This is a genomic window from Paraburkholderia sp. JHI2823, assembly GCF_038900695.1.
Classification (GTDB): domain Bacteria; phylum Pseudomonadota; class Gammaproteobacteria; order Burkholderiales; family Burkholderiaceae; genus Paraburkholderia; species Paraburkholderia mimosarum.
This window is the reverse complement of record NZ_JAYMRY010000032.1, coordinates 12,075-38,126: the sequence shown is the minus strand read 5'-3', so window position 1 is coordinate 38,126 and position 26,052 is coordinate 12,075. Positions and strand designations below refer to the sequence as shown.

Annotated in this window: 24 protein-coding genes; 3 read left to right on the top strand and 21 right to left on the bottom strand. The window is 64.8% G+C overall.

Going from position 1 to position 26,052, the window contains the following annotated elements:
- Positions 1-213 precede the first annotated feature (213 nt).
- From guaA to guaB, 3 genes are all read right to left on the bottom strand, one after another.
- Complete coding sequence (gene guaA, locus VSR34_RS27665; RefSeq protein WP_342964071.1) at positions 214-1,797, bottom strand: glutamine-hydrolyzing GMP synthase; 1,584 nt, start codon at positions 1,795-1,797, stop codon at positions 214-216.
- Between the two features lie 201 nt (positions 1,798-1,998).
- The gene (locus VSR34_RS27660) at positions 1,999-2,721 is read right to left on the bottom strand and encodes a hypothetical protein (RefSeq protein ID WP_028211437.1); all 723 of its coding nucleotides are present in this window, start codon (positions 2,719-2,721) and stop codon (positions 1,999-2,001) included.
- A gap of 6 nt (positions 2,722-2,727) precedes the next feature.
- Complete coding sequence (gene guaB / locus VSR34_RS27655; RefSeq protein ID WP_028211436.1) at positions 2,728-4,188, bottom strand: IMP dehydrogenase; 1,461 nt, start codon at positions 4,186-4,188, stop codon at positions 2,728-2,730.
- A 291-nt stretch (positions 4,189-4,479) separates the two neighbouring features.
- Between guaB and VSR34_RS27650 the strand changes: the two genes are divergently transcribed.
- Positions 4,480-5,526, top strand: a complete 1,047-nt coding sequence (locus VSR34_RS27650) for a DMT family transporter (RefSeq protein ID WP_081715956.1) — start codon at positions 4,480-4,482, stop codon at positions 5,524-5,526.
- 144 nt (positions 5,527-5,670) lie between these two features.
- Here VSR34_RS27650 and VSR34_RS27645 read toward each other — a convergent pair whose 3' ends face one another.
- Together VSR34_RS27645 and VSR34_RS27640 are read right to left on the bottom strand one after the other, a co-directional pair.
- Positions 5,671-6,003, bottom strand: coding sequence for an RnfH family protein (locus tag VSR34_RS27645; protein ID WP_028211435.1), 333 nt, complete (start codon positions 6,001-6,003; stop codon positions 5,671-5,673).
- A complete protein-coding gene (locus tag VSR34_RS27640) occupies positions 6,000-6,437 on the bottom strand; it encodes a type II toxin-antitoxin system RatA family toxin (RefSeq protein ID WP_028211434.1) in 438 nt (145 codons plus the stop codon). The genes VSR34_RS27645 and VSR34_RS27640 overlap by 4 nt, the downstream gene beginning before the upstream one ends.
- 102 nt (positions 6,438-6,539) lie before the next feature.
- On the opposite strand from VSR34_RS27640, the gene smpB reads away from it, so the two are divergent.
- Positions 6,540-6,986: an SsrA-binding protein SmpB gene (gene smpB, locus VSR34_RS27635; protein WP_028211433.1), complete on the top strand. Its 447-nt coding sequence runs from the start codon at positions 6,540-6,542 to the stop codon at positions 6,984-6,986.
- A gap of 101 nt (positions 6,987-7,087) precedes the next feature.
- On the opposite strand, the gene VSR34_RS27630 is transcribed toward smpB, so the two are convergent.
- The 3 genes from VSR34_RS27630 to ppsA form a co-directional block, all read right to left on the bottom strand.
- Positions 7,088-8,047 carry a stomatin-like protein gene (locus tag VSR34_RS27630; RefSeq protein ID WP_028211432.1) on the bottom strand — a complete coding sequence of 320 codons (960 nt, stop codon included), beginning with the start codon at positions 8,045-8,047 and terminating at the stop codon, positions 7,088-7,090.
- Positions 8,048-8,106: 59 nt separating this feature from the next.
- Entirely contained in the window at positions 8,107-8,580 is a 474-nt protein-coding gene (locus VSR34_RS27625) for an NfeD family protein (RefSeq protein ID WP_342964070.1), read from the bottom strand.
- A 143-nt stretch (positions 8,581-8,723) separates the two neighbouring features.
- Positions 8,724-11,117 carry a phosphoenolpyruvate synthase gene (ppsA, locus tag VSR34_RS27620; protein WP_042290977.1) on the bottom strand — a complete coding sequence of 798 codons (2,394 nt, stop codon included), beginning with the start codon at positions 11,115-11,117 and terminating at the stop codon, positions 8,724-8,726.
- Between the two features lie 398 nt (positions 11,118-11,515).
- Here ppsA and VSR34_RS27615 point away from each other — a divergent pair, with 398 nt between their 5' ends.
- The gene (locus VSR34_RS27615) at positions 11,516-12,331 is read left to right on the top strand and encodes a pyruvate, water dikinase regulatory protein (RefSeq protein ID WP_342964069.1); all 816 of its coding nucleotides are present in this window, start codon (positions 11,516-11,518) and stop codon (positions 12,329-12,331) included.
- A gap of 89 nt (positions 12,332-12,420) precedes the next feature.
- On the opposite strand, the gene VSR34_RS27610 is transcribed toward VSR34_RS27615, so the two are convergent.
- The 13 genes from VSR34_RS27610 to frr all read right to left on the bottom strand — a co-directional run bounded on the left by VSR34_RS27610 (position 12,421) and on the right by frr (position 26,005).
- On the bottom strand, positions 12,421-13,206 hold the full coding sequence (locus VSR34_RS27610; protein ID WP_028211428.1) for a TrmH family RNA methyltransferase: 786 nt from the start codon (positions 13,204-13,206) through the stop codon (positions 12,421-12,423).
- A 105-nt stretch (positions 13,207-13,311) separates the two neighbouring features.
- Positions 13,312-14,088 (bottom strand): ribonuclease HII, encoded by a 777-nt coding sequence (gene rnhB / locus VSR34_RS27605; RefSeq protein ID WP_342964068.1) that lies wholly within the window; start codon positions 14,086-14,088, stop codon positions 13,312-13,314.
- On the bottom strand, positions 14,085-15,254 hold the full coding sequence (lpxB, locus tag VSR34_RS27600; protein WP_342964067.1) for a lipid-A-disaccharide synthase: 1,170 nt from the start codon (positions 15,252-15,254) through the stop codon (positions 14,085-14,087). The genes rnhB and lpxB overlap by 4 nt, the downstream gene beginning before the upstream one ends.
- A 3-nt stretch (positions 15,255-15,257) precedes the next feature.
- Complete coding sequence (lpxA, locus tag VSR34_RS27595) at positions 15,258-16,046, bottom strand: acyl-ACP--UDP-N-acetylglucosamine O-acyltransferase (protein ID WP_342964066.1); 789 nt, start codon at positions 16,044-16,046, stop codon at positions 15,258-15,260.
- 78 nt (positions 16,047-16,124) lie between these two features.
- A complete protein-coding gene (gene fabZ / locus VSR34_RS27590; protein ID WP_028211424.1) occupies positions 16,125-16,589 on the bottom strand; it encodes a 3-hydroxyacyl-ACP dehydratase FabZ in 465 nt (154 codons plus the stop codon).
- 364 nt (positions 16,590-16,953) lie between these two features.
- The gene (gene lpxD / locus VSR34_RS27585) at positions 16,954-18,030 is read right to left on the bottom strand and encodes a UDP-3-O-(3-hydroxymyristoyl)glucosamine N-acyltransferase (RefSeq protein WP_028211423.1); all 1,077 of its coding nucleotides are present in this window, start codon (positions 18,028-18,030) and stop codon (positions 16,954-16,956) included.
- 36 nt (positions 18,031-18,066) lie between these two features.
- Positions 18,067-18,612: an OmpH family outer membrane protein gene (locus VSR34_RS27580; RefSeq protein ID WP_028211422.1), complete on the bottom strand. Its 546-nt coding sequence runs from the start codon at positions 18,610-18,612 to the stop codon at positions 18,067-18,069.
- Between the two features lie 61 nt (positions 18,613-18,673).
- A complete protein-coding gene (bamA, locus tag VSR34_RS27575) occupies positions 18,674-20,980 on the bottom strand; it encodes an outer membrane protein assembly factor BamA (RefSeq protein WP_028211421.1) in 2,307 nt (768 codons plus the stop codon).
- Between the two features lie 68 nt (positions 20,981-21,048).
- Positions 21,049-22,437 (bottom strand): RIP metalloprotease RseP, encoded by a 1,389-nt coding sequence (rseP, locus tag VSR34_RS27570; protein ID WP_028211420.1) that lies wholly within the window; start codon positions 22,435-22,437, stop codon positions 21,049-21,051.
- A gap of 108 nt (positions 22,438-22,545) precedes the next feature.
- On the bottom strand, positions 22,546-23,727 hold the full coding sequence (locus tag VSR34_RS27565; protein WP_028211419.1) for a 1-deoxy-D-xylulose-5-phosphate reductoisomerase: 1,182 nt from the start codon (positions 23,725-23,727) through the stop codon (positions 22,546-22,548).
- Positions 23,728-23,779: 52 nt separating this feature from the next.
- On the bottom strand, positions 23,780-24,589 hold the full coding sequence (locus VSR34_RS27560; RefSeq protein ID WP_028211418.1) for a phosphatidate cytidylyltransferase: 810 nt from the start codon (positions 24,587-24,589) through the stop codon (positions 23,780-23,782).
- Complete coding sequence (locus tag VSR34_RS27555) at positions 24,583-25,359, bottom strand: isoprenyl transferase (RefSeq protein ID WP_028211417.1); 777 nt, start codon at positions 25,357-25,359, stop codon at positions 24,583-24,585. Before VSR34_RS27555 ends, VSR34_RS27560 begins: the two co-directional genes overlap by 7 nt.
- A gap of 85 nt (positions 25,360-25,444) precedes the next feature.
- Positions 25,445-26,005, bottom strand: coding sequence for a ribosome recycling factor (frr, locus tag VSR34_RS27550; RefSeq protein WP_028211416.1), 561 nt, complete (start codon positions 26,003-26,005; stop codon positions 25,445-25,447).
- Between the last annotated feature and the right edge of the window lie 47 nt (positions 26,006-26,052).

Here is a 26,052-nt window from a genome sequence, read left to right as displayed (position 1 = left end):
CCTCACTCTGATTTGCCGCTTGATACCGTCAGCCCGTCTGACGGTATGGGAAGCGGCAATTTCACCCGCTTCCCAAAGTACCGTCACGACTACCGTCAAATTGCGCGAGATTGAGTGATAGCGGTTGAAACTACATGGGCCGCTAAATCCTTATTCCGCTTGGGTTTCGTGAGGATTTTGATACTGCCTGAAACGGTGTGAGGCAATGCTAGATCACTCCCACTCGATCGTCGCAGGCGGCTTGCCCGAGATGTCATAGACAACGCGATTGATGCCGCGCACTTCGTTGATGATGCGGTTCGACACGTGGCCAAGCAACTCGTGCGGCAGATGCGCCCAGTGCGCCGTCATGAAGTCGAGCGTCTGCACAGCGCGCAGTGCGACGACGTATTCGTACGTCCGGCCATCGCCCATCACGCCCACGCTCTTCACCGGCAGGAACACCGCGAACGCCTGGCTCGTGAGGTCGTACCACGACTTGCCCGTTTCCTTGTCGATCGTGGTGCGCAGCGTCTCGATGAAGATCGCATCCGCGCGGCGCAGCAGGTCCGCGAAATCGCGCTTCACCTCGCCGAGAATGCGCACGCCAAGGCCCGGGCCCGGGAACGGATGGCGATACACCATGTCATGCGGCAGGCCAAGCTTCACGCCCAGTTCGCGCACTTCGTCCTTGAAGAGTTCGCGCAGCGGTTCGAGCAGCTTGAGGTTCAGCGTTTCCGGCAGGCCGCCGACATTGTGGTGGCTCTTGATCGTGTGGGCGGCCTTCTTGCCCTTGCCCGCCGACTCGATCACGTCCGGGTAGATCGTGCCTTGCGCGAGCCACTTCGCATCGGTGAGTTTGCCCGCTTCCGCCTGGAACACCTCGACGAACTCGGCGCCGATGATCTTGCGCTTCGCTTCCGGGTCGGTCACGCCCGCGAGCTTCGACATGAACGCCTCGCTGGCGTCGACATGGATCACCTTCACGCCGAGGTTGTCGGCGAACATCGACATCACCTGCTCGGCTTCGTTCAGGCGCAGGAGGCCGTGATCGACGAAGACGCAGGTCAGCTGGTCGCCAATCGCGCGGTGCAGCAGCGCCGCCGCCACCGACGAATCCACGCCGCCCGACAGGCCGAGAATCACGTGCTCGCTGCCCACCTGCTTGCGAATCGATTCGACGGCTTCGTCGATGTAGTGTCCCATCTCCCAATCGGCCCTGGCGCCGCAGATGCCGAACACGAAGCGCTCGAGCATCGCGCGGCCCTGCACGGTGTGCGTGACTTCCGGGTGCCATTGCAGGCCATAGAAGTGGCGCGCCTCGTCGGCCATTGCCGCGATCGGGCACGATTCCGTCGAGGCCATCAGCTGGAAGCCGGCCGGCATTTCGGTGACCTTGTCGCCATGGCTCATCCAGACCTTGAGCATGCCGTGGCCTTCGCTCGTGCGGAAGTCTTCGATGCCTTCGAGGAAGCTCGTGTGGTTGCGCGCGCGCACTTCGGCGTAGCCGAATTCGCGCAGATGGCCCCCGTCGACCTTGCCGCCGAGCTGCTCGGCCATCGTCTGCATGCCGTAGCAGATGCCGAGCACCGGCACGCCCAGCTCGAACACGGCCTGCGGCGCGCGCGGGGTGTCGGTGTCGGTGACCGAGTTCGGACCGCCCGAAAGAATGATGCCCTTCGGCGCGAATTCGCGCACGAAGGCGTCGTCGACGTCGTACGGATGGATTTCCGAGTAGACGTGGGCTTCGCGCACGCGACGGGCGATGAGCTGGGTGACTTGCGAGCCGAAGTCGAGAATCAGGATTTTGTCGTGCATGGCTGCGGACGAGACCTAAAAAAGAACGGATACAGAAAGCCGCGCCACATGCGAGAAGCGCGGCATGATTTCATCAGGACCGGGGCACCGCGCTACGGCGGAACCGGGTGGCGCAATTGCGGACGCGATATGCGTGCTGTTTCGGGCGCTGCTTCGGGCGCATTATGTCTGGCGTTTCGGAGGCCGGGTTTGCGCGCGGCATCAGCCACGCAGTGGAGGCCTCGGTGCGTCGGCCGCTTCGTCGCGAGCCGCCAGCCGCGCCTCTTCAGCTTGCGCCGGGCCAGCGGCCGGCGGGGCCACAGTCGACGCTCGTGGCGTTACCGGCGGAACGGCGGCGGGTGTCACGGTCGGGACTTCCACAGCGGATTCGACCGGCGGCGCCGGCCGTTTCGGCTCGTTCGCACCGCCCCACGCCACCGTTCGCAGAAAACCCGGCTTCGCGTACGACACCGGCTGTTCACGAAGTTCGCGCTCATCCTTCGCCGCCTTGCGCCGTTGCGCGGAACTGCCGCTCGTCTGGCCTTTCTGGCGCTGGCGCACCGCGCCCGCGAGCCGGGCGCCGCCGAGTCCGAGGATGATCAGCCACACGCCAACCGCACCGGCCACCAGTTGCCCAAAACCCGAGAGCCGCGGCGCACGCAAGCCTATCAGCCAGACCAGCATGAGCACGCCGGCAATCCAGTTGACGTGTCCCACCGTGCGCCCTACCGGCACCGTCATTTCGCCGTGGAACGCAGCGCGCAGCGCAAGCCACGCGAACCCGAGCAGCACCACGCCAAACGCCTGCCCGACGAGCACCGGCTGCGTCTGCTCGAGTTGCAACGCGTTGTAGACCGCGGTCCAGGGCGTGAGGACAAACAGCACGCCGAACCCCAGCAATGTCAACGCATCGACAATCAGCAGCACGCGCAGCAGCGGCTTCATCGGGGCTTAGTCCACGTGATAGTTGGGCGCTTCCTTGGTGATCTGCACGTCGTGCACGTGCGATTCGTTCAGGCCCGCGCCAGTAATCTGCACAAACTCCGCCTTCGCATGCAGATCGTCGATCGTACGGCAGCCGCAGTAGCCCATTGAAGCACGCACGCCACCGATCAGCTGGAACAGGATTGCATTGATTGGGCCCTTGTAGGCGACGCGGCCTTCGATGCCTTCCGGCACGAGCTTGTCGATATTGGCCGAGTTGTCCTGGAAGTAGCGGTCCGCGGCGCCGTCCTTCATCGCGCCGACCGAGCCCATGCCGCGGTACGACTTGAACTGGCGGCCCTGGTACAGGAACACGTCGCCCGGCGACTCTTCAGTGCCGGCAAACATGCTGCCCATCATCACGGCGTTCGCGCCGGCTGCCAGCGCCTTCGAAACGTCGCCCGAGTAGCGCACGCCGCCGTCGGCGATGCACGGCACGCCCGTGCCCTTGAGCGCATCAGAGACGTTGGCGATCGCACTGATCTGCGGCACGCCCACGCCTGCCACGATACGCGTCGTGCAGATGGAGCCCGGGCCGATACCGACCTTCACGCCGTCGGCGCCGTACTCGACGAGCGCGCGCGCCGCGTCGGCCGTGGCGATGTTGCCGCCGATCACCTCGACGTGGGGGAAGTTGCGCTTGACCCACTTGACGCGCTCGAGCACGCCCTTGCTGTGGCCGTGCGCCGTATCGACCACGATCACGTCCACGCCGGCCTGCACCAGCAGTTCCACGCGCTCTTCATTGTCGGGACCGACGCCGACTGCCGCGCCTGCGCGCAGCTTGCCGTGCTCGTCCTTACAGGCGGCCGGGTGCTCGGTCTGCTTGGTGATGTCCTTGACGGTCATGAGGCCGCGCAGTTCGAACGCGTCGTTCACGACCAGCACGCGCTCGAGGCGGTGGCTGTGCATGAGCGCCTTGGCTTCGGTCAGCGGCGTGCCTTCCTTGACGGTGACGAGGCGCTCGCGCGGCGTCATGATCGAGCGCACCGGCTCTTCCAGACGCGTTTCGAAGCGCAGGTCGCGATTCGTGACGATGCCGACGAGCTGCGCGCCCTCCACGACCGGGAACCCCGAAATGCCATGCTGCTGCGAGAGTGCGATGACTTCCGCGACCTTCATTTGCGGCGGAACCGTGATCGGATCGCGCACGACGCCCGACTCGAAGCGCTTCACCTTCGCGACCTCGCGCGCCTGTTCGGCCGGCGTGAGGTTCTTGTGGATGATGCCGACGCCGCCCTGCTGCGCCATGGCGATGGCCAGACGGCCTTCGGTGACGGTGTCCATCGCGGCCGACACGAGCGGAATGTTCAGGGAGATATTGCGGGTCAGCCGGGTCTTCAGGCTGGTGTCGCGCGGGAGAACGTCGGAGAAGGCGGGGACGAGGAGCACGTCATCGAACGTGAGTGCTTTCTGGATCAGACGCATGGCAAATCCTATAGGCGCAAAAGCAGATTATACGCGATAGCGCCCTGGAAATCATCAGTGTGAACAGTAGCTTAGCGTCGTTTTCGGGATTATTTCCATTGCCTGCCCCCACTAACGCACGCCATGCCCAGGCGCCGCACCTCCGACCCGAATATCCGGCCCGCCCGCCGCCTGCGCCCGACGCACGGTGCAGGATCGAACAAGACGGCCGCGCGGGCCGCCGGCTAAGCTTCGCGACATTCCGTTAGACAGGCCCGGTCGGGCCATCCGAAGTTTCTGGAGGCAATGCAAATGCAGCGTGGTGTGTTGTACGGCGTGCTCGCCGGCGCGTTATGGGGAACCGTGTTCGTCGTGCCCCGGCAGCTGGCGGAGTTCTCGCCACTGCTCCTCAGCGCTGGCCGCTATGTCATGTACGGGCTCGTCTCGCTTGCCGCGCTCGTACCCATGCTACGTCGCGTGTGGCCGCGCATCACGCGGGCCGACCTGATCGCGCTCGTGAAACTCGCGCTCGTCGGCAACGTGCTCTATTACCTCTTTCTCGCAAGTGCGATCCATCTGGTGGGCATCTCGCCCGCATCGCTGATCGTCGGCGTACTGCCCGTCACGGTCACGCTGCTCGGGCGCCGCGACCACGGCGCGGTGCCCATTTCACGGCTCGTCTGGCCACTCGCGATGATCGCGGCCGGCATCGTCTGCATCAACGTGGACGTATTCACCGCCGCGAACGCCGGCGGGCCGGCGAGCGCGCTTGCGCGCCTCGCCGGCATCGGCAGTGCCGTCGGCGCGCTCGTGTGCTGGACGTGGTTCGCAGTCGAGAACGCCCGCTATCTGCAGCGCAATGCGCACTTCGGCGGCAACGAATGGTCGGTACTGTGGGGCGTCGTCACGGGCGCGCTCGGCGGCCTGCTTTGGCTCGGCATTCTCATCCTGCCGTCGGGGTGGGTGCAGGAAAGCGTGGCAAGCTCCCGCTGGTCCACCTTCTGGCAGCTCAACCTGGTACTCGCGATCGGTGCGTCGTGGCTCGGCAACGGCCTCTGGAACGCCGCCGCCAAGCGCCTGCCGCTCACGCTCTCGGGTCAAATGATCGTCTTCGAGACACTCTTCGCGCTGCTGTACGGCTTTATTTACGATCACCGGCTGCCGCGCGCGCTGGAAGTCGCGGCGATCGTATTGCTGGTGGCGGGCGTGAGCTGGTCGGTACGCCAGCACTCGGGCGACGCTCAGGAAACCCCGCATGGCGACGGGATCGTGCCGGAAGGCGATCTGCCGGGGACCACCAACGAAACTCGCCGCGAGCGGCGGAACACGGACCTGCGGCGAAGCGGCACTACCGCGTAAACGGACTCGCGCGCGCGCACGAGGGAAGAAGCTCAGAGCCGGCGCGCCCCAGGAAGCCGAATGGGCGGGACAGCGCAAGCCGTCCCGCCCATTACGTTCGTGCGGCATCGGTGTGGCGGCCTCCCGGCAACCCGTTTTGTCGCCCTAGCGTGAATCCTTGGGCAGCCACTTGCGCCCCTCGACCGAACCTTCCCGGCGGCTCTTGTCGACGCGGCGCTGGCGCGCCATCTTCGGATCGACGATCAACGGGCGATAGATCTCCACGCGGTCGTGGTCGGCGAGGACGGTGTCGAGCGGCTTGAGCTTGCCGAAGACGCCCACCTTCAGCCTGTGGGGATCGATTTCGGGATGGCGCGCGAGAATGCCGCTCGCCTCGATGGCCTGCTGGACCGTCGCCCCCGGCGCCAGTTCGATGCTGATGAGCGTTTGCGCATCCGGCAGCGCGTAGCAGACGTCGATGGAAAGATTGGCGCTCATGGCTTGCCGTAGCGCTGGTCGGCGCGCTTCACGAAGGAGTCGACGAAGGTGTTCGCGATGTGATTGAACACCGGCCCGATGAGCTTCTCGAGGATGATGCTCGAGAACTCGTAATGCAGCGCGAACTCGATCTTGCAGGCGTCGGCGCGCAGCGGCGTGAAACGCCAATAGCCCGTGAACTTGCGGAACGGACCGTCGGCGAACTCCATGTCGATCCGTTCGGGCCGCTTTTGCGAGTTGCGCGTGGCGAAGTGCTGCTTGATGCCCTTGAAGTTGATGTCGATCTTCGCCTCCATGCCGGTTTCGTCCTGTCGGCGGATCTCGACGCCGCCGCACCACGGCAGGAAATTGGGGTAGTCGGCGACGTCGGTGACGAGGTCGAACATCTGCTCCGCCGAATGGCGAATCAACACGGTTTTCTGGACATCCGCCATAAATTGCGCAATGCGTGGCAAGGTTGAAAGCGCCGCGGGCTTTCGGGAGCCCGCTTTGCTAAAATCGTAATTTTAAACGAGTTGGGCCGATCCCATTTTCCTATGAGCATCATCGATAACAGAAAAGCGTTCTTCGATTACTTCATCGAAGAACGCCACGAGGCTGGGCTCGTGCTGGAGGGATGGGAAGTGAAGGCGATGCGCGCCGGGCGCGCCAACATCAAGGAGAGCTACGTCATGATCAAGGACGGCGAGCTTTACCTGATCGGCACGCACATCAGCCCACTGCCCGAAGCCTCGACGCACATCCACCCGGACCCCACCCGCATACGGAAGCTGCTGCTGCGCCGCGAGGAAATCGACAAGCTGATCGGCAAGGTCGAGCAGCGCGGATTCACGCTCGTGCCGTTGAATTTTCACTACAAGGGCGGACGCGTGAAGTGCGAGATCGGACTCGCCAAGGGTAAAAAGCTGCACGACAAGCGCGAAACCGAGAAGAAACGCGACTGGGAGCGCGAGAAAGCGCGCCTGATGCGCTCGCCGACCTGATCCGGCAATCGTTCGATCGTTGTCGATCGTTGAATAGCAAGCGGGCCGCTCATGCGGCCCGTTTTTGTTTCGTCCCTCGCGGCGCCCTGCCGCTGCGACGCCTAGGCACCCTTCGCCGCACCCGCGCCGCTGATCTGCCCCTCCCGCAAGCCCGCGCGGTTCACGATCGTGAGCGCCGAGGCGATCATCGAGCTGAGGTCGCCCATGTTTCCCGGCACGATCAGTGTGTTGCCCTGCTTCGCGAGGTTGGCGAACGCGTTCACGTACTGCTCGGCGACCTTGAGGTTGACCGCATCGATGCCGCCATGCTCCTGGATCGAAGCGCCGATCTTCTGGATGGCCTGCGCATTCGCTTCGGCCACCGCCAGAATGGCCGCTGCCTGCCCCTGCGCCTGGTTGATCGCGGCCTGCCGCTCGCCTTCCGACTTCTGGATCGCCGCCTCGCGCGCGCCCGACGCCAGATTGATCTGCTCCTGCTTGCGGCCCTCGGAAGCCGCGATCAGCGCACGCTTTTCGCGCTCGGCGGTGATTTGCGCCTGCATGGCGTGAAGAATTTCCTTCGGCGGCGTGAGGTCCTTGATTTCGTAGCGCAGCACCTTCACGCCCCAGTTCGACGCGGCTTCATCGAGCGCCGACACGACGCTGTGATTGATGAAATCGCGCTCCTCGAAGGTCTTGTCGAGTTCGAGCTTGCCGATCACGGAGCGCAGCGTGGTCTGCGAGAGCTGCGTGATCGCGAACACGAAGTTGCTCGACCCGTACGATGCCTTCATCGGGTCGGTGACCTGGAAGTACAGCACGCCGTCTACCTGAAGCTGCGTGTTGTCGCGCGTGATGCAGACCTGGCTCGGCACGTCGAGCGGGATCTCCTTGAGCACGTGCTTGTAGGCCACGCGGTCCACGAACGGCAGCACGATCGTCAGCCCCGGCGTGAGCGTCGCGTGGTAGCGCCCGAGCCGCTCGACCACCCAGGCGTGCTGCTGCGGCACGATCTTGATGGTCTGGGCGATCAGCACGACGACGATCACGAGCAGAATCAGGCCGACGACTGGGACTTGCATACGGGACCTCCGTTCGCTTCAGTGTGGTTTATTGGTTGCGTTTTTCTCTGCCCCGCCGGTCACGCATGACGGGCGCCGCCGGGTGCATCGGCTGCATGGCGCTCCCGCTTCGCCGCAACGACGAGACAACTGCCGCGCACCGCCTTGATGACATAGAGCGGAGCGTCTTCGGGCTCGCCGGGCGCGAGTTCGACGTCCCATTCGGCGCCGCGATACATGGCGCGCGCGCGGCCGTTGCGCCAGGCGGCGACGGCGAGCGTCGCGCCGATGTCGAGATTCACGCCCGGATCGGTCGAAGCGTCGTTCATGCGCCGGCGACGGCCAAAGCGCGAGCGCCGCAGCGTGACCACGGCCGCGAGACCCACCACCGCCGCGACGATCAACTGCACGTCGAGCGGCGCGCCGAGTTCATAAGTCAGCGCGCCCGCGAGAAAGCCGAGCGCGATCATCAAGAGGTAGAACGTCCCTGTCATCAGCTCCGCGACGATGAGCACGCCAGCGGCAATCCACCAGAACAAGCCATGCGGACCCACGACGACCTCCCAAAGTAAAACACCCCGGCTAGACCGGGGTGTTATAGCACGAAGCTGACACTTTTTTCCGCAGCGTGCGAAGCCGCAGGGGAATCCACATCAAGCGCAGTATGCACCGGGGGCTCGCGCCCCCGGCGCAGTGCTTACTTCGCCTTCGCCAGCGCCTGCCACGTCTCGACGACCGTATCCGGGTTCAGCGAGATCGACGCAATGCCTTCTTCGGCGAGCCACTGGGCGAAGTCCGGATGATCGGACGGGCCCTGGCCGCAGATACCGACGTACTTGTTGAGGCGGCGGCAGGTTTCGATCGCGCGCTTCAACATGAACTTCACGGCAGGATCGCGCTCGTCGAAGTCGACGGCCAGCAGTTCCATGCCCGAATCCCGGTCGAGGCCCAGCGTGAGCTGCGTGAGGTCGTTCGAGCCGATCGAGAAACCGTCGAAGTACTGCAGGAACTCTTCGGCGAGGATCGCGTTCGACGGCACTTCGCACATCATGATGAGCTTCAGGCCGTTCACACCGCGCTTGAGGCCGTACTTCTCGAGCAGGCCCACCACGCGCTCCGCCTGCTTGAGCGTACGCACGAACGGCACCATGATCTCGACGTTCGCGAGGCCCATCTCTTCACGCACGCGCTTGAGCGCGAGGCACTCCATTTCGAACGCCTGCGCGAAGTCCTCGGCGATATAGCGCGACGCGCCGCGGAAGCCGAGCATCGGGTTTTCCTCGTCCGGCTCGTAGCGCGAACCGCCGATCAGCTTCTTGTACTCGTTCGACTTGAAGTCCGACAGACGCACGATCACGGGCTTCGGATAGAACGCCGCCGCGATCGTGGCGATGCCTTCCGTGAGCTTGTCGACGTAGAACGCGCGCGGCGAAGCGTGACCGCGAGCGACGCTTTCCACGGCCTTCTTCAGATCCGCATCGATGTTCGGGTACTCGAGGATCGCCTTCGGGTGCACACCGATGTTGTTGTTGATGATGAACTCGAGACGCGCGAGGCCAACACCGGCGTTCGGCAGTTGCGAGAAGTCGAACGCGAGCTGCGGGTTGCCGACGTTCATCATGATCTTCACGGGAATCGCCGGCAGCTCGCCACGCTGGACTTCGCTGACTTCGGTTTCCAGCAGACCGTCATAAATGCGGCCTTCGTCGCCTTCGGCGCACGAAACCGTGACGAGCGCGCCGTCCTTCAGCACGTCGGTTGCGTTGCCGCAGCCCACCACGGCCGGCACGCCAAGCTCACGCGCGATGATCGCCGCGTGGCAGGTACGGCCGCCACGGTTCGTGACGATCGCCGAAGCGCGCTTCATCACCGGCTCCCAGTTCGGGTCGGTCATGTCGGCGACCAGCACGTCGCCCGGCTGCACGCGTTCCATTTCCGACGGGTCGTGAATCACCTTCACGCGGCCGGCGCCGATCTTCTGGCCGATTGCGCGGCCCGTGGCGAGCACCTGCGACTGGCCCTTGAGCTTGAAGCGTTGCTCGACCTTGCCCGCGGCCTGGCTCTTCACCGTCTCCGGACGCGCCTGGAGAATGAAGATCTTGCCGTCGAGGCCGTCCTTGCCCCACTCGATGTCCATCGGACGCTGGTAGTGCTGCTCGATGATGACGGCGTACTTCGCCAGCTCGATCACGTCTTCGTCGGTGATCGAGAAACGGTTGCGCTGTTCGTGCGAGACGTCGACCGTCTTCACGCGGCCCGGCTCGCCCGGCTGCGTGAACTCCATCTTGATGAGCTTCGAGCCGATCGAGCGGCGGATGATCGGAGCCTTGCCCTGTGCGAGCGTGGTCTTGAAGACATAGAACTCGTCCGGATTCACGGCGCCCTGGACCACGGTTTCACCGAGGCCATAGCTCGACGTGATGAAGACGGCGTCCTTGAAGCCCGATTCGGTATCGAGCGTGAACATCACGCCTGCGGCACCACGGTCCGAGCGGACCATGCGCTGCACGCCAGCCGACAGTGCGACTTCGGCGTGGGTGAAGCCCTTGTGGACGCGATACGAAATGGCACGGTCGTTGTAGAGCGACGCGAACACGTGCTTCAAGCGATCGAGCACATCTTCGATGCCCACGACGTTCAGGTAGCTTTCCTGCTGACCGGCGAACGAAGCGTCGGGCAGATCTTCCGCCGTTGCCGACGAGCGCACGGCGAACGAGAGTTCAGCCGGCGAGCCTTTCTGCAGCGTCTCGAAGCCGGCGCGGATGTCCGCTTCGAGCTTCGGCTGCAGCGGCGCGTCGACGATCCACTGACGGATTTCCTTGCCCGCTTCGGCCAGCGCCTTGACGTCGTCGACGTCGAGCGTTTCCAGACGAGCGGCGATCCGTTCGGTCAGGTTGTTGTGTTTCAGGAAGTCGCGGAAGGCGAGCGCAGTCGTAGCGAAGCCCGTGGGCACACGCACGCCAGCTTCAGCCAACTGGCTGATCATTTCGCCGAGCGAGGCGTTCTTGCCGCCTACGATCTCGACATCGGTCATCCGCAACTGCTCGAAAGGCACTACATACGCCTGATCCTTGGCAACGGTGTTAGTCATACAAGCCCCTAAGTGTGAAAAAAATTCACGATTGCGCAAGTGGGCTCGAACGCGGTCCACCCATTGGAGGCGGAGTCGCGTCTTGCGCAACCTGTTGGAAAAACAATCGCTCAGGCGCCAGGCGAATTTCCGGGAGCGGAAAAGCACGAAGATGCGCGCGATTGCCGATAGTTAGAAGGAATCGCTGCAAATTGACACCAGAATGCGCCGCGATGGGCGGCTGTTTGGCGCGGTTGCACTGCAATTGCTTATCCAACAGGTTGCCGCTATTCTACCGTGCCGACTCCCGAAATTGTGCCAGTCGGCGAGAATTGCCCCTCGGTCTCGCCGGACGGGGCTTTCCGGGCGCCCAAGCCTGTCCCGAGCGGCCCTGCAGCTCACGTACCCAGCCTCAACCGATGCCGCCTACCGTATTCATCGTCTCCGACGGTACCGGGATCACTGCCGAAACCTTCGCGCATTCGATCCTGTCGCAGTTCGACCAGAAATTCCGCCTCGTGCGCGTGCCCTTCGTCGATTCGACCGATAAGGCCTGGTCGACGGCCGAGAAGATCAATGAAGCTGCCGTGCAGGAAGGCCGCCGCCCGATCGTCTTCACGACGCTCGTGGACAGCAACTCGAACGAGATCGTCAAGCGCGCGAATGCGCTCGTGCTGGACATGTTCCAGACCTTCGTGGAGCCGCTCGAGCAGGAGCTGGAGCTCAAGTCGAGCCACGCCATGGGCCGCGGCCACCAGAACGCCGACACCGACGAATACAAGAACCGTATCGAAGCGATCAACTTCTCGCTCGCGCACGACGACGGGCAGTCCGACCGCAATCTCGCCGACGCCGACGTGATCCTCGTGGGCGTGTCGCGCAGCGGCAAGACCCCGACGAGCCTCTACCTCGCGATGCAGTACGGGGTGAAGGCGGCGAATTACCCGCTGATTCCCGACGATTTCGAGCGCGGCAAGCTGCCGAGTTCGTTGCTTGCGCATCGCGCGAAGATTTTCGGTCTTTCGATCGACCCACAGCGCCTCACCGAGATCCGCAACGAGCGGCGCCCGGGCAGCAAGTACGCCGCGCTGGAAAACTGCCGCTACGAAGTGAACGAAGCCGAAGCGATGATGCGCCGCGAAGGCATCAAGTGGCTCTCGTCGACGCACAAGTCCATTGAGGAAATCGCCACGACGATCCTGCAGGAAATTCGCATCGACAAGCCCTCGTATTGAGGGGCGCAGCCGCTAGTCGAAGCGATTGAATATGAAAACGCCCGCGTCCTGTGACGCGGGCGTTTTCGCTTTGATGGTTCAGGCAAGGGTCAGCGGGCGTGCCGCTGCTGCCGGCATTGCTCGAACACGCATACGGCCGCCGCGGCCGCGACGTTGAGCGACTCCATGCCGCCGGGCTGAGGAATCGTCACGCGCAGCGCCGCCGCGTCGCGCCACACCTGCGAAACACCTGCCCCTTCGTTGCCGAACACCCACGCGACCTGGCCAGTGAGATCGGCTTCGTCGAGCGCCTGCGCACCGTGCGAATCCGTGATCACGACCGGCACGCCGAGCATCTCGACGAGCGCATCGGGCTCGACGTTTTCGAACACCTGCAACAGGAAATGCGCACCCATTGCCGAGCGCAGCACCTTCGACGACCACACGTACGCCGTGCCCGGCGTACAGAACACCTTGTCGATTCCGGCCGCCGCCGCGCTGCGCAGGATCGAGCCGACGTTGCCGGCGTCCTGCAGGCCGTCGAGCACGAGACAGGTCGAGTCGACGCGCGTGGGCAGCTGCATCTCGGGCATATCGACGAGCAGCAGCAGCCCGACTCCGTGGACCACGTTCGAGAGTTGACCGAAGAGCGCATCGGGCAGCGTGATCACGCGGCGTTCGTCCACGCGGGCGACGATGGCCTGCGCTTCCTCATGCGCCATCGCGCCTTCGGTCACCACGCAATATTCGGGCTGCGAGCCGCCGTCGAGCCAGGCACTCGCGAGATGGAAGCCTTCGAGCAGGGCCTGATGGCTGCGCCGCTGTTGATGCGTCGAACCGGCCAGCGCTTTCAGGCGCTTGTAGAGCGGATTGTCGCGCGAGGTAATGGCTTTCACGGGCGGGCCTGGCGTTTCAAGAGAGGATCGGGGAAAAGTAAAACGGCGACGAAGCCACCCTGCGAAGCGGCGCCAGCGCGTCTGAGCGACGCCGCCGGCAGCGACTCAGGGCACCGGCGCGAACGCGTCGCCTTCAGCGAGGTCGGCGGCGTCGACGACCACTGTCGCCACGCCGCGCAGCGCGAGGCCGTGCAGCGCGTACGCGTCGCGCACGGGGGCGAACGAGCACCGGTGATGCTCGCACGGACCATGCACGCGGAGCGCCTCGAGGTGCTGCGGCGTGCCATAGCCCGCATGTGCATCGAAACCGTAATGCGGATGACGCTGGTGAAGTTCCACCAACATGCGGTCGCGCGTGACCTTCGCGATGATCGAGGCGGCCGAAATGCTCGGCACGAGCGCGTCGCCGCCGATCACCGCCTCGCTGCGCACCGGCATGACCGGGCAGCGATTGCCGTCGATCTTCGCGAGCGTCGGCACGATGCTCAGGCCTTCGACGGCGCGTCGCATCGCCAGCATCGTCGCGTGGAGGATGTTGAGCGTGTCGATCTCCTCGACCGTCGCCGACGCGACGCTCCATGCGAGCGATCGCTCGACAATGCGTTCGTACAGCGTCTCGCGGGCCTGCGCCGTCAGCAGCTTCGAATCGTTGAGTCCGCGGATCGGCCGGGCGGGATCGAGAATGACGGCGGCCGCGACCACGGGTCCGGCGAGCGGCCCCCGCCCCGCTTCATCCACGCCACAGATGACGTCGTCGGGCGACTCGAACAGCAGGCCGGCCTGCCGCGCAGCCTTGCGACGCGCGGCAAGCTTGAGCGCCGCCGCCGACGGCGATTTCTTCGCAGCCGGCGCCTTTGCGCGTTGGATGGTGCCCTCGCTCATGTCCGCCCCCTGCGGCCCTCGACGATGCGCGCGACCACTTCTGCCGCGCGCTCCGAGGTGTTCTGACGCAGGCTCAAATGCATCTGCGTGAACACCTCGGTCAGCGTGCGCCGGTTTGCCTCGTCGTGCAACTGCGTGAGCGTCGCGTCGGCAAGCGCCTCGGGCGTCGCGAAGTGCTGCAGGATTTCCGGCACGACAAAGCGGCCCGCGAGGATATTCGGCAGGCCCACATAAGGCAGATAGGCCTGGCGGCGCATGATCTGCCCCGTGAGCCAGGGCACCTTGTAGGAGATGACCATCGGCTTCTTGAGCAGCGCCGCTTCGAGCGTGACGGTGCCGCTCTTCACGAGGATCGCGTCGGCGGCCGTCATGGCAAGCTGCGACTGGCCGTCGATGATCGTGAGCGCGAGACCCTCGTGCGCGTTCGCGAGCTCCTGCAACTGCGCATGGATAGCGGGCGTCGCCGCGGGCATCACGAAGCGCAGCGCCGGCTCCCGTCGCTGCATGATCTGCATCGCATCGAAGAAGGTCGGTCCGATCAGGTTGATTTCCGAACGGCGGCTGCCCGGCAGTACCGCGATCACCGGACCGCTTTCCGGCAGGCCGAGCGTGCGTCGCGCGCCGGTCATGTCCGGTTCGAGCGGAATGTCGTCGGCGAGCGGATGGCCCACATAGGATGCGGCCACGCCTGCCTTTTCGAGAATCGCCGTTTCGAACGGAAAGACGCACAGCATGTGATCCACGGCCTTCTGGATCTTCTTGATACGACCGCCCCGCCACGCCCAGATCGACGGGCAAACGAAGTGGATGCTCGGAATGCCCGCATCGCGCAGGGCGTGCTCGAGACCGAAGTTGAAGTCCGGCGCGTCAACGCCGATGAAGGCGTCGGGCGGGTCGGCCAGCAGCTGGTGCTTGAGCTCGTTGCGGATGCGCAGAATGCCGGGAATGTGCCTGAGCGCCTCGACATAGCCGCGCACGGAAAGCTTTTCCATCGGCCAGTGCGCATCGAAGCCGGCGGCCGTCATGCGCGGGCCGCCGATTCCATAGTACTGCGTAGTATCGGGCAGGCGAGCCTTGAGACCGGCGAGCAGCGAGGCCGCAAGCAGGTCGCCGGACGGTTCGCCGGCGACCATCGCGAGGCGCAGCGGACGCGTTTGCAGCGCCATCGGTCAGCGAATGATGCCGCGTTGCGACTGCTCGACGAAGTCGAGCAGCGCTTGCACGTGCGTGTCGCCCTCGCCGCCCGCCTGCGCGAGTTCGGCGAGCTGCGCCTTCGCCTCTTCCAGCGAGAGCCCGTTCTTGTAGAGCGTGCGATACGCCGAGCGCAGCGCCGAAATCGCGTCGGGCGTGAAGCCGCGGCGACGCAGACCTTCCACGTTGATGCCGTGCGGCACCGCCTTGTTGCCGGCCGCGATGACGAACGGCGGCACGTCCTGCACGAGTGCCGAGGCGCCGCCCACCATCGAGTGCGCGCCGATGCGCACGAACTGGTGCACGCCGGTCATGCCGCCGACGATCGCGTAGTCGTCCACGATCACGTGGCCGGCGAGCTGCGCATTGCTCGACATGATGATGTTGCTGCCCAGACGACAGTCGTGGCCCACATGCACGTAGGCCATGATCCAGCAATCGTCGCCGATGATCGTGACGCCGGTGTCCTGCACCGTGCCCGTATGCAGCGTGGTGAACTCGCGGATGGTGTTACGGTTGCCGATCACGAGCTTCGTGGGCTCGCCCTTGTACTTCATGTCCTGCGGACGGCCGCCGATCGACGCGTAGTGGCCGATGGTATTGTCTTCGCCAATCGTCGTGTGGCCTTCCAGCACGCTGTGCGAACCGACCTTCGTGCGCGCGCCGATGGTGACGTTAGCACCCACGACCGCGAACGGTCCGATTTCGACCGATTCGTCGATCTGCGCGCCTTGTTCGATGACCGCAGTGGAGTGGATCCTGCTCATTCGTCCTCGCTTTCCGATTCTGTTTCCGTGCCGGGGCGCCCCTGGGTCAGGGCGCGCCGCGGCATACGGCTGCGGGTCTTACTGCGCCGCGTCCATCTTCTTCACGGTGCACATGAGTTCGGCCTCGCAGGCGACGACGCCATCCACTTCGGCCTTCGCCTTGAACTTCCAGATGCCGCGCATGTAGCGCTCGAACGTCGCGTTGAGGATGAGCTGATCGCCCGGCTCGACCACACGCTTGAAGCGCGCACCGTCGATGCCGACGAAGTAGTACAGCGTGTTCTCGAAATCCTGCTCTTCCTCGGAGAAGGTGAGCAGCGCGGCGGTCTGCGCGAGCGCCTCGAGAATCATCACGCCCGGCATGACAGGACGCTGCGGGAAGTGGCCGGTGAAGAAAGGTTCGTTGACCGTCACGTTCTTCAACGCCTTGATGCTCTTGTGCGGCTCCAGCTCGATAACCCGGTCCACCATCAGGAACGGGTAGCGGTGCGGCAGCAGCGTGAGAATCTTGTGGATGTCGAAGTTGAGTTTTTCGATGTTCATGGTGGTTCTGCTCACGCAGGAATTGCGCGTGTGACTTTTCGATTTCGATTTTCAAGGCGCCCGGCGCGTCCCGCCCGGCCCATATGGGCCAGCCCCAATGGGCCAGCCCTTAGGGTCCAAACAGGCACGCGCTGACGCGAAGTATGCGCCACGCCCGGTCTCCCGTGCATGAGGAATGCCCCAGGCGGGTAGCCCCAGGCGGGCAGCTCCGGGCGGGTAGCTCCGGGGCGTTGTGGCCCCGGACAGCTGGCCCGTTACCCGAAGCGGCCGCAAAAACTGACGCCGCCCCGTGCGGCCGCCGTTGCACGGCGCTCCGGCGGCGTGCCGCTTGCGCGATACGCCGCCCGTTACCCGAATTGCTTTCTTATTCGCTGCCCTGCGGTTTCTGGGCGACGGCCGCCTCGAGCGCCTTGATGCGCTCGCGGAGCTTGTCGATGTTCCGCAGGATCGCAGCGCTCTTGTTCCACTCGGCATGATCGACTGCCGGAAAAGCGCTCGTGTAGATGCCCGCCTTCGGCAGCGACTTCGAGACACCCGACTTCGCCGTGACGATCACGTAGTCGCCCAGCGTGACATGCCCCGCAATGCCAACGGCGCCGCCGATCATGCAGTGGCGGCCGATCGTCGTACTGCCAGCGATGCCGGCGCAGCCCGCAATGACCGTATAGGCGCCGATCTTGCAGTTGTGGCCGATCTGCACGAGGTTATCGATCTTCACGCACGTTTCGATGATCGTGTCGGCCATCGCGCCACGGTCGATCGTCGTGTTCGCACCGATCTCGACATCCGGCCCGATGGACACGCCGCCCACCTGCGGAATCTTGACCCAGCTACCCGTGCGCGCCTCGCCCTCGCCCGTGAAATCGGGGGCAAACCCGAAACCGTCCGAGCCGATCACGGCGCCGGCATGCACGATGGCGCGTGCGCCAAGTTTGCAACCGTGATAGACGGTCACGCCCGGGTACAGATGCGAGCCCTCGCCTACGTGGGTGCCGCGGCCGATGAAAACGTTCGCGTCGAGCCGGACATTCTCGCCGATCACGGCGCCAGCCTCCACCGTGACGTTGGGGCCGATCACCGCGCTCGCGGCAACCTGCGCCTTCGCGTCGACATGCGCGCTGGCGTGTACGCCGGGCCGCGCCTTCGGCGCCGCAAGGTCGATGAACGCCTGCGCGACACGCGCGAAGTAAGCATACGGATTGGGTGTGACGATGAAGTTGCGACCCTCGCGCGACGCGAGCTTTTCGAGGTCGCCCGGGCTGATGAGCACCGCGCCCGCGCGGGTCGTCTCGACCTGCGCGAGATACTTCGGATTGGCGAGGAACGCGAGCTGTTGCGGACCAGCCTGGTCGAGGGGCGCGAGCGACGAGACGCGTTGCGTCGCATCGCCCACCACCTCGCCGCCGAACCGCCCGACGATGTCCTCAAGCGTAAATGCCATGCGCGTGCTGCTCCTGCCTTGGTTGCTTTAGTTGCGTCAGTTGCTGCTACTGCCGGCGCTGTTCGCGGCAAGCGCCTTCAGCACCTGGTCGGTGATGTCGATGCGCGGGCTCACATAGACCGCTTCCTGCACGATCAGGTCGTAGTGCTGCTGTTCGGCGATCTGCTTGATCACCTTGTTCGCGCGGTCGAGCACCGCCGCGAGTTCCTCGTTGCGGCGCTGGTTCAGATCTTCGCGGAATTCACGCTGCTTGCGCTGGAAGTCGCTGTCGAGCGCCGAAAGATCGCGTTGCTTCTGCGCGCGATCGGTCGGCGACATCGACGGGCCGTTCTTGTCGAGCGAGTCGGACATCGCCTTCAGGCGCTGCGCCATGTCCTGCAGATCCTTGTCGCGTTTGGCGAACTCGGCCTCGAGCTTGGTCTGTGCGGCCTTCGCCGGAACCGACTCGCGCAGAATGCGATCCGAGTTCACCGCCGCGATCCTGGCTTCCTGCGCCTGCGCGAGTCCCGTCCCGGTAGCGACGAGCGCCAGCGAAACCGTTATCGCCCCGATCGCCCGTCTGGAAAACATACCCGTTAGCAAAGTCATCCTCTCGTTTCCTGGATTCCGGCGCCGCGCTTCGCGGCGCCGGGCTGAACATACGTCAGAACGCCGTCCCGATCTGGAACTGGAACTTCTGGTACTGGTCGCCCGTATGCTTGGTGATCGGGAAGCCCAGGCTCAGCTTGAGCGGGCCGATCGGCGAGATCCAGGCGAGACCGAAACCGTAGCTGTAACGCAGGCCGTTGGCGCCGATACTGTTGCCTTCCGTGCCCCAGACGTTACCACCGTCGACGAAGGTAAATACGCGCAGCGTCCGGTCATAGCCCGTGCCCGGCAGCGGGAACGTCACCTCGATGTTGCCGACCAGCATCTTCGAACCGCCGATCGGGTCGTTCGTCGTCTTGTCGCGCGGACCCAGCGAGCTCGGCTGATAGCCGCGCACCGAACCGATACCACCCGCGTAGTAGTTCTTGAAGATCGGGTACGGTTTGCCGCCGAGGCCGTTACCGTAGCCGCCCTGGAAATTCATGCCCAGCACGAAGCCGCGCGCGAACGAATAGTAGTACTGGGCCTGGATGTCGGCCTTGTAGTACTGTGTGCCGCCGACCGGCGTGCCGTACTCGGCGTTAGCTTGCGTGAAGTAGCCCTTGCTCGGCACGAGCGCGCTGTCACGCGCGTCGCGCGACCAGCCCACCGTGAGCGGGACGTTGTTCGACACGCGGCCGAACTCGTTCACGTAGTCCTTGTAGCTCTGCGGCGTGTTCGCGTCGACGTCGAGCGTATCCTGCTCGAAGCCCGCGCCGAAATAGACCGTGTCGACTTCCGAGAACGGAATGCCGAATTTGAGGTCGCCGCCCATCGTGATGATGCGGAAGCTCGAATCCGTGGAGTAGTACAACGGCTGGTACGTGCGGTAGTAGACGTCGGTGATGCGCTTGATGCCGTCCACCGTGAAGTACGGGTCGACCTGCGTGAGGGCCAGCGTGCGGTACGTCTTCGCGGTGTTCACGTTCAGCGACAGCGACGTGCCCGAACCGAACACGTTGTCCTGCGAGACGCCCGCCGACAGCACCACCTTGTCCGTGGACGAGAAACCCGCACCGAGCGTGATCGCGCCGGTTGGCTTTTCGGCGACCTTGACGTTCACGTCCACCTGGTCGGCCGTGCCTTCCACGGGCACCGTGGTCACGTCGACGTCCGTGAAGTAGCCGAGACGGTTGATACGGTCCTTCGAGAGCGCGAGACGGTTCGAATCGAACCACGAGCTTTCGAGCTGGCGCATTTCGCGGCGCACGACTTCGTCGCGCGTGCGCGTGTTGCCCACCACGTTGATGCGGCGCACGTACACGCGGCGGCTCGGGTCGACCTGCAGCGTGAGGTCGACCGTGTGATTCTGCTGGTCGATCTGCGGCAGCGCGTTGACGGTCGCGAACGCGTAGCCGTACTCACCGAGCTTGTCGACGATGGCCTTGGTGGTGGCCTGCAGCTTCTCGGCCGAGAAGGTGTCGCCCGGCTTGATCTTGATGAGCTTCCTGAGCTCGGCCTCGCGGTCGAGCAGGTTGCCCGCGAGATGCACGCCCGACACCTTGTACGGCTCACCTTCGTGAATGCCGATGGTGAGGTACATGTCCTTCTTGTCGGGCGAGATCGAGACCTGCGTCGAGTCGATGTTGAACTCGAGGTAGCCGTGGTTCAGGTAGTACGAGCGCACGTTCTCGAGGTCGCCCGTGAGCTTTTCCTTCGAGTAAAGGTCGTTCTTCGTGTACCAGGAAAACCAGTTCGGCGTGGACAGCTGCATCTCGGCGAGCAGTGTGCCCGAGCTGTAGGTCTTGTTGCCGATGAAGTTGATCTGGCGGATCTTCGCGCTCGGGCCTTCGACGACCGAGAACAGCAGGCCGACACGGTTGCGGTCGATCGGCGTGACCGTGGTGGTGACCTCGGCGGCGTAAAAGCCGCGCGTGAGGTACTGCCGCTTGAGCTCCTGCTCGGCCTTGTCGACGAGCGCCTTGTCGTAATAGCGGCCTTGCGAGAGGCCGACTGCACGCAGCGCCTTCGTGAGGTTGTCCTTGTCGAATTCCTTGATGCCCGCGAAGTCGATCGTGCCGATCGCCGGGCGCTCCTGCACCTGCACGACCACCACGCCGCCTTCGGTGGCGATCTTCACGTCGTTGAAGAAGCCCGTCGCATAGAGTGCGCGGATGGCCTCGGACGCCTTGTCGTCGGTGAACGTATCGCCCTGCTTGATCGGCAGATAGGCGAACACGGTGCCCGGCTCGACGCGTTGCAGCCCTTCGATGCGGATGTCCTGAACCACGAAAGGCGTCGTTGCTGCGTGGGCAACGAGTCCATGCGCGGCAATCGCCGCGGCCGCAACCGTTTTTGGAACCAAGCGATGAGGTCTAAACAACGTGCTTCCCCAATTATGTATAGCTGCATCAGGTCAGGCGGCCCGCCCTCGGACGCCGCCAGACATCTTTAGAAATGGATTAACCGAGCCAGATCGTTGAACAACGCGATCGCCGACAGCGCGACGATGCAGGCAAGCCCCGCTCGCTGCAGCACCAGCTGCCAGCGATCCGATACGGCTTTGCCCGTTACGGCTTCAACCAGATAATATAACAGATGCCCCCCGTCCAATACCGGAATTGGGAGCAGATTCAATACACCGAGGCTGATGCTCACAAGGGCGAGGAACGATAAAAACGCGGCAGGGCCGAGTCTTGCGCTCTTGCCGGCGTAGTCGGCAATCGTCACCGGCCCGGACAGATTCTTCAGCGAAGCTTCGCCGGTCACCATGCGGCCGAACATCCGCAGCGAATAGACGGCGATGTCCCACGTGCGATACGCACCGAGGCGCACGCTCTCCAGCGGCCCGTAGCGAACGTCCACCGAAGGCGCCTGCGCCGAGAGCGCCGCGCCGATGCGCCCCACTTCGTCGCCGGTTTGCGCATCGCGCTGAAGCGTTGGCGTGACCGTCAGCATGAGCGTTTGCTGCGTGTGCCGGGCGCCGTCATCGCGCGTCACCGTGAGCAGCACGGGCTTGCCCGCATGCGCCTTGACGTAGGCGATGAATGTGGTTGCGCTGTCCACGGGACGGCCGTCGATGGCGCGCAGCTGATCGCCCGCTTGCAGCCCGGCATGTTGCGCCGCACTACCCGCCTCCACGGCAGCCACTTTCAGCGTGCTGCCCCCCGCTTCGAGGCCGAGCTTCGTCATGAAGTCGTCGTCGAGATCCTTGCCCGTGAGCTGCGAGAGGTCGAGCGGAAAATCATAAGTGCCCGCGCCGTCACGCGCGGAAAGCACGACGCGACCCTGGTCGAATGCCGAAGCGAGCAGCTTCCAGCGCAGGTCCGACCACGAACGTACGCGCTCGGTGTCGCTGCCGTTTGCATCGCTCACCGAAAGAATCGTCTCGCCACCCTGAAAACCCGCACGCGCCGCCGCCGATTGCGCGGGCGGCGCCGCGACGATGGCCGACTGCTCCGTCACGCCGCTCGCGTACACCACCGCGAACAGCGCAACGGCCAGCACGAAATTGGCGATCGGCCCGGCCGCAACGATCGCGATGCGCTTGCCGACCGACTGGCGGTTGAACGCGTGCGGCAAATCGCCCGCCGGAATCTTTTCGTCCGACTCGCGCTCGTCGAGCATCTTCACGTAGCCGCCGAGCGGCAGCGCCGAGATGGTCCACTCGGTACCGCTCTTCTTGTTGACCCACCGGACAAGCGGTCTGCCAAAACCGATCGAGAAGCGCAGGACCTTCACGCCGCACAAACGCGCGACGCTGTAGTGCCCGTACTCGTGGACGACCACGAGCACGCCGATCGCCACAACGAACGCGATGAGTTCAGTAAGCAGGTTCATGAGCGCCTCCCTGGCTGGAAGCAGCGCACCGGTGCGGGAGCGGCCCCGAGGTCAGGCTCGCGTGCCCGTGGTCCTCCGGGAACCGTTCGCGAGCCCCTCGGCGACCTGTCAGGCCGGCACCGGCAGGCTGTCGATGATGGTGTGAGCCGCACGGCGGGCAGCCGCGTCGGCTTCGAGCACGACTTCGAGACTCGAGGCGCTGCGGTTCTCGAGCGCGCTCAGTACGGCGTCCACCGTCTGTGCGATGGCCATGAAGCCGATGCGCCGATTCAAGAATGCTTCCACTGCGACCTCGTTCGCCGCGTTGAGCGCCGCGCTCGCGACGCCACCGGCGGCCAGCGCCTGCATCGCGAGCGCGAGGCACGGAAAGCGCGCGTAATCGGGTTTTTCGAACGTGAGCGTCGCGATCTGCGCCAGATCGAGCTGAGCGACTCCGGAGTCGACCCGCTCGGGGTAAGCCAGCGCGTGGGCGATCGGCGTGCGCATGTCGGGGTTGCCTAGTTGCGCGAGCACCGAACCGTCGGCGTACGAGACCATCGAGTGGATCACGCTTTGCGGATGGATCAGCACGTCGATGCGCTCGCCCGGCAGGTCGAACAGGTAGTGCGCCTCGATCACTTCGAGGCCCTTGTTCATCATCGTGGCCGAGTCGACCGAGATCTTGCGGCCCATCGACCAGTTCGGGTGCTTGCAGGCCTCGTCCGGCGTCACGTTCACGAGCGTCGAGGGCTCGCGCGTGCGGAACGGGCCGCCCGAGGCCGTGAGGATGATTTTGGTCACGCCACCATGTTGCGTGCCCTCGCGGGGAAAGCACTGGAATACGGCGTTGTGCTCGCTATCGAGCGGCAGCAGCACCGCGCCGCTGTCGCGCACCGTATCCATGAAGATGTCGCCCGACATCACGAGCGCTTCCTTGTTGGCGAGCAGGATCTGCTTGCCGGCCTTCGCTGCCGCCAGCGTGGGCGCGAGACCCGCCGCGCCGACGATCGCCGCGACCACGGTGTCGCAGCCATCGCTCTTCGAGACTTCCACAAGGGCTTGCGGCCCGTAGGTCACGATCGTCTTCGAGCCGGCTTCGCGCAGCTTGCGCTCGACCTGCCCGGCGGTGGCGGCGTCACCGACCACGGCCACTTCGGGCGCGAAGCGCAGGCATTGCTCGACGAGCTTGTCGCCGTTGCGATGCGCGGTGAGCGCGTAGACCGAGAAGCGTTGCGGATGCCGCGCGACGACGTCGAGCGTGCTGTCGCCAATCGAGCCCGTGGAACCGAGCAGAGTGAGTCGTTTTTGCATATTGAAATCTCTAACCGAGCGTCTCTAACCGAGCGTCTCTAAACAGGCACCTCTAGCCAAGCAGCAGCATGGCGAGCGGCAGCACGGGCAGCAACGCGTCGATGCGGTCGAGGACCCCGCCGTGACCGGGCAGAAGGCCGCTCGAGTCCTTCACGCCAGCCTGGCGCTTGAGCATCGACTCGAACAGATCGCCGACCACGCTGAACGCGACCAGCACGGTAAGTACGAAAAGCGCACGGCCAAGTCCGGTCTGGGCCGCGAGCGCGGAATACAGCGTGGGTTCGAACGCGTGAAGCGCGATCGCCGCGCTGGACACGACCATCACGGCGGCCCACCCGCCCACGGCGCCCTCCCACGTCTTGCCGGGGCTGATCGCAGGCGCGAGCTTATGCTTTCCGAATGCCTTACCTGCAAAGTATGCGCCGATATCGGCCAGCCATACGACGAGCAGAAGGGACAGGACGAAAGCCACGCCCGCCGTGCGCGCCGCCACCAGCGCATGCCAGCAGGCAGCGAACAGGATGAGCCCGGCAGCGAGCAGGAAGGCGCGCCAGGCGCCCGCGGCCAGCACCGGCTTGCGCAGCAGCACGTACGGGCCGGCGATGATCCAGAACACCGCCGCCGCCTGAAAGAGCGGCAGCGGCGTCGGCAGGCGCGTGCTGAGCACGACGACCGCCGCCGCGACCACCGCATAGACGATCGAGCCGGTGGCGCCGGCCTTCAGGAGGCGCGCCCACTCCCACGCGGCGAACACGACCACGACGCCGATCAGCGCGCCGAACCACGCCACCGGCGCGTACAGGGTAACTGGCAGAAAGACGGCCAGCAGGACGAGCGCCGTGATGACGCGGGTCTTCAGCATGAAAGCGAATCGACGTTCTGGGCGACGACCTGCGCGCTGGTGCGGCCGAAACGGCGCTCGCGCTCGGCGTACGACGCGATGGCGCGGTTGAGCGCTTCGGCGTCGAAATCCGGCCAGAACGTGTCGGTGAAATAGAACTCGGCGTACGCGAGTTGCCAGAGCAGGAAATTGCTCACCCGCTGCTCCCCACCCGTGCGGATGAACAGATCGGGCTCGGGCGCATAGGCCATTGCGAGATGCTGGGCGAACGAGTCTTCGGTCACGGGCACCGGCTGGCCCGTGGCCGCGGCCTCCTCGACCAGTTTGCGGGTCGCCTGCATGATGTCCCAGCGACCGCCGTAGTTCGCAGCGATCGTGAGCGTGAGACGGGTATTGCGCGCGGTCCTGGTTTCCGCGCGGCGGATCAGGTCCTGGATGCGCTCGTTGAACATCGACAGGTCGCCGACCACGCGCAGGCGGATGCCGTTCGCGTGCAGCCGCGCCACCTCGCGCTCGAGCGCGCTGACGAACAGGCGCATGAGGAACGAGACTTCGTCGGTCGGGCGGCGCCAGTTCTCGGAACTGAACGCGAACAGCGTGAGGTACTCGACGCCGCGCTCCACGCACGTCTCGACGACCGAGCGCACGGCGTCCACGCCGCGCGTGTGGCCTGCGACGCGTGGCAGGCGGCGCTGCGTTGCCCAACGGCCATTGCCGTCCATGATGATCGCGATGTGGCGCGGTACGGCCGCCACGTCGGGCACGTGAACGGTTGAGCTGGTATAGGTCATGGCCGTCGGACTATAACTGCTGTGAAAAAAGGAAATCGCCGGGAAACACATCCAGACACCCGGCGAATCTGCGAGCCCGAGGGCCTCAGACCGTCATGATCTCGGCTTCCTTCGTCTGCACGAGCTTGTCGATCTCGGCCACGAAGCGGTCCGTCAACTTCTGGACGTCGTCGCCGCCGCGGCGCTCGTCGTCTTCGGAAATCTCCTTGTCCTTCACGAGCTTCTTGAGCTGCTCGTTCGCGTCGCGGCGCAGATTGCGCACGGCCACCTTCGCCGTTTCGCCTTCGTTCTTGACGATCTTCGTCAGTTCCTTGCGGCGCTCTTCGGTGAGCGCGGGCATCGGCACGCGGATCAGATCGCCGTGCGTAGCCGGGTTCAGGCCGAGATCCGACTCGCGGATCGCTTTTTCGATGACCTGGACCATCTTCTTTTCCCACGGCTGGACGCCGATCGTGCGCGCGTCGACGAGCGTGAGGTTCGCGACCTGCGAGATGGGCACGGGCGAGCCGTAGTAGTCGACCTGGATATGGTCGAGCAGACCGGTATGGGCGCGGCCCGTGCGGATTTTCGCCAGGTCGCTCTTGAACGCTTCGATCGAGCGCTGCATTTTCTGCTCGGCGCCCTTCTTGATGTCAGCCACAGCCATTTTGATACCTCCCAACCTTGATAACGGTACGGGCCCGCCGGCGCGCT

Bases quoted from the DNA above. Each gene is read 5' to 3' on its own strand.
- guaA (WP_342964071.1), bottom strand. From the start codon at position 1,797: ATGCACGACAAAATCCTGATTCTCGACTTCGGCTCGCAAGTCACCCAG.
- VSR34_RS27660 (WP_028211437.1), bottom strand. From the start codon at position 2,721: ATGAAGCCGCTGCTGCGCGTGCTGCTGATTGTCGATGCGTTGACATTG.
- guaB (WP_028211436.1), bottom strand. From the start codon at position 4,188: ATGCGTCTGATCCAGAAAGCACTCACGTTCGATGACGTGCTCCTCGTC.
- VSR34_RS27650 (WP_081715956.1), top strand. From the start codon at position 4,480: ATGCAGCGTGGTGTGTTGTACGGCGTGCTCGCCGGCGCGTTATGGGGA.
- VSR34_RS27645 (WP_028211435.1), bottom strand. From the start codon at position 6,003: ATGAGCGCCAATCTTTCCATCGACGTCTGCTACGCGCTGCCGGATGCG.
- VSR34_RS27640 (WP_028211434.1), bottom strand. From the start codon at position 6,437: ATGGCGGATGTCCAGAAAACCGTGTTGATTCGCCATTCGGCGGAGCAG.
- smpB (WP_028211433.1), top strand. From the start codon at position 6,540: ATGAGCATCATCGATAACAGAAAAGCGTTCTTCGATTACTTCATCGAA.
- VSR34_RS27630 (WP_028211432.1), bottom strand. From the start codon at position 8,047: ATGCAAGTCCCAGTCGTCGGCCTGATTCTGCTCGTGATCGTCGTCGTG.
- ppsA (WP_042290977.1), bottom strand. From the start codon at position 11,117: ATGACTAACACCGTTGCCAAGGATCAGGCGTATGTAGTGCCTTTCGAG.
- VSR34_RS27615 (WP_342964069.1), top strand. From the start codon at position 11,516: ATGCCGCCTACCGTATTCATCGTCTCCGACGGTACCGGGATCACTGCC.
- rnhB (WP_342964068.1), bottom strand. From the start codon at position 14,088: ATGAGCGAGGGCACCATCCAACGCGCAAAGGCGCCGGCTGCGAAGAAA.
- lpxB (WP_342964067.1), bottom strand. From the start codon at position 15,254: ATGGCGCTGCAAACGCGTCCGCTGCGCCTCGCGATGGTCGCCGGCGAA.
- lpxA (WP_342964066.1), bottom strand. From the start codon at position 16,046: ATGAGCAGGATCCACTCCACTGCGGTCATCGAACAAGGCGCGCAGATC.
- fabZ (WP_028211424.1), bottom strand. From the start codon at position 16,589: ATGAACATCGAAAAACTCAACTTCGACATCCACAAGATTCTCACGCTG.
- lpxD (WP_028211423.1), bottom strand. From the start codon at position 18,030: ATGGCATTTACGCTTGAGGACATCGTCGGGCGGTTCGGCGGCGAGGTG.
- rseP (WP_028211420.1), bottom strand. From the start codon at position 22,437: ATGAACCTGCTTACTGAACTCATCGCGTTCGTTGTGGCGATCGGCGTG.
- VSR34_RS27565 (WP_028211419.1), bottom strand. From the start codon at position 23,727: ATGCAAAAACGACTCACTCTGCTCGGTTCCACGGGCTCGATTGGCGAC.
- VSR34_RS27560 (WP_028211418.1), bottom strand. From the start codon at position 24,589: ATGCTGAAGACCCGCGTCATCACGGCGCTCGTCCTGCTGGCCGTCTTT.
- VSR34_RS27555 (WP_028211417.1), bottom strand. From the start codon at position 25,359: ATGACCTATACCAGCTCAACCGTTCACGTGCCCGACGTGGCGGCCGTA.
- frr (WP_028211416.1), bottom strand. From the start codon at position 26,005: ATGGCTGTGGCTGACATCAAGAAGGGCGCCGAGCAGAAAATGCAGCGC.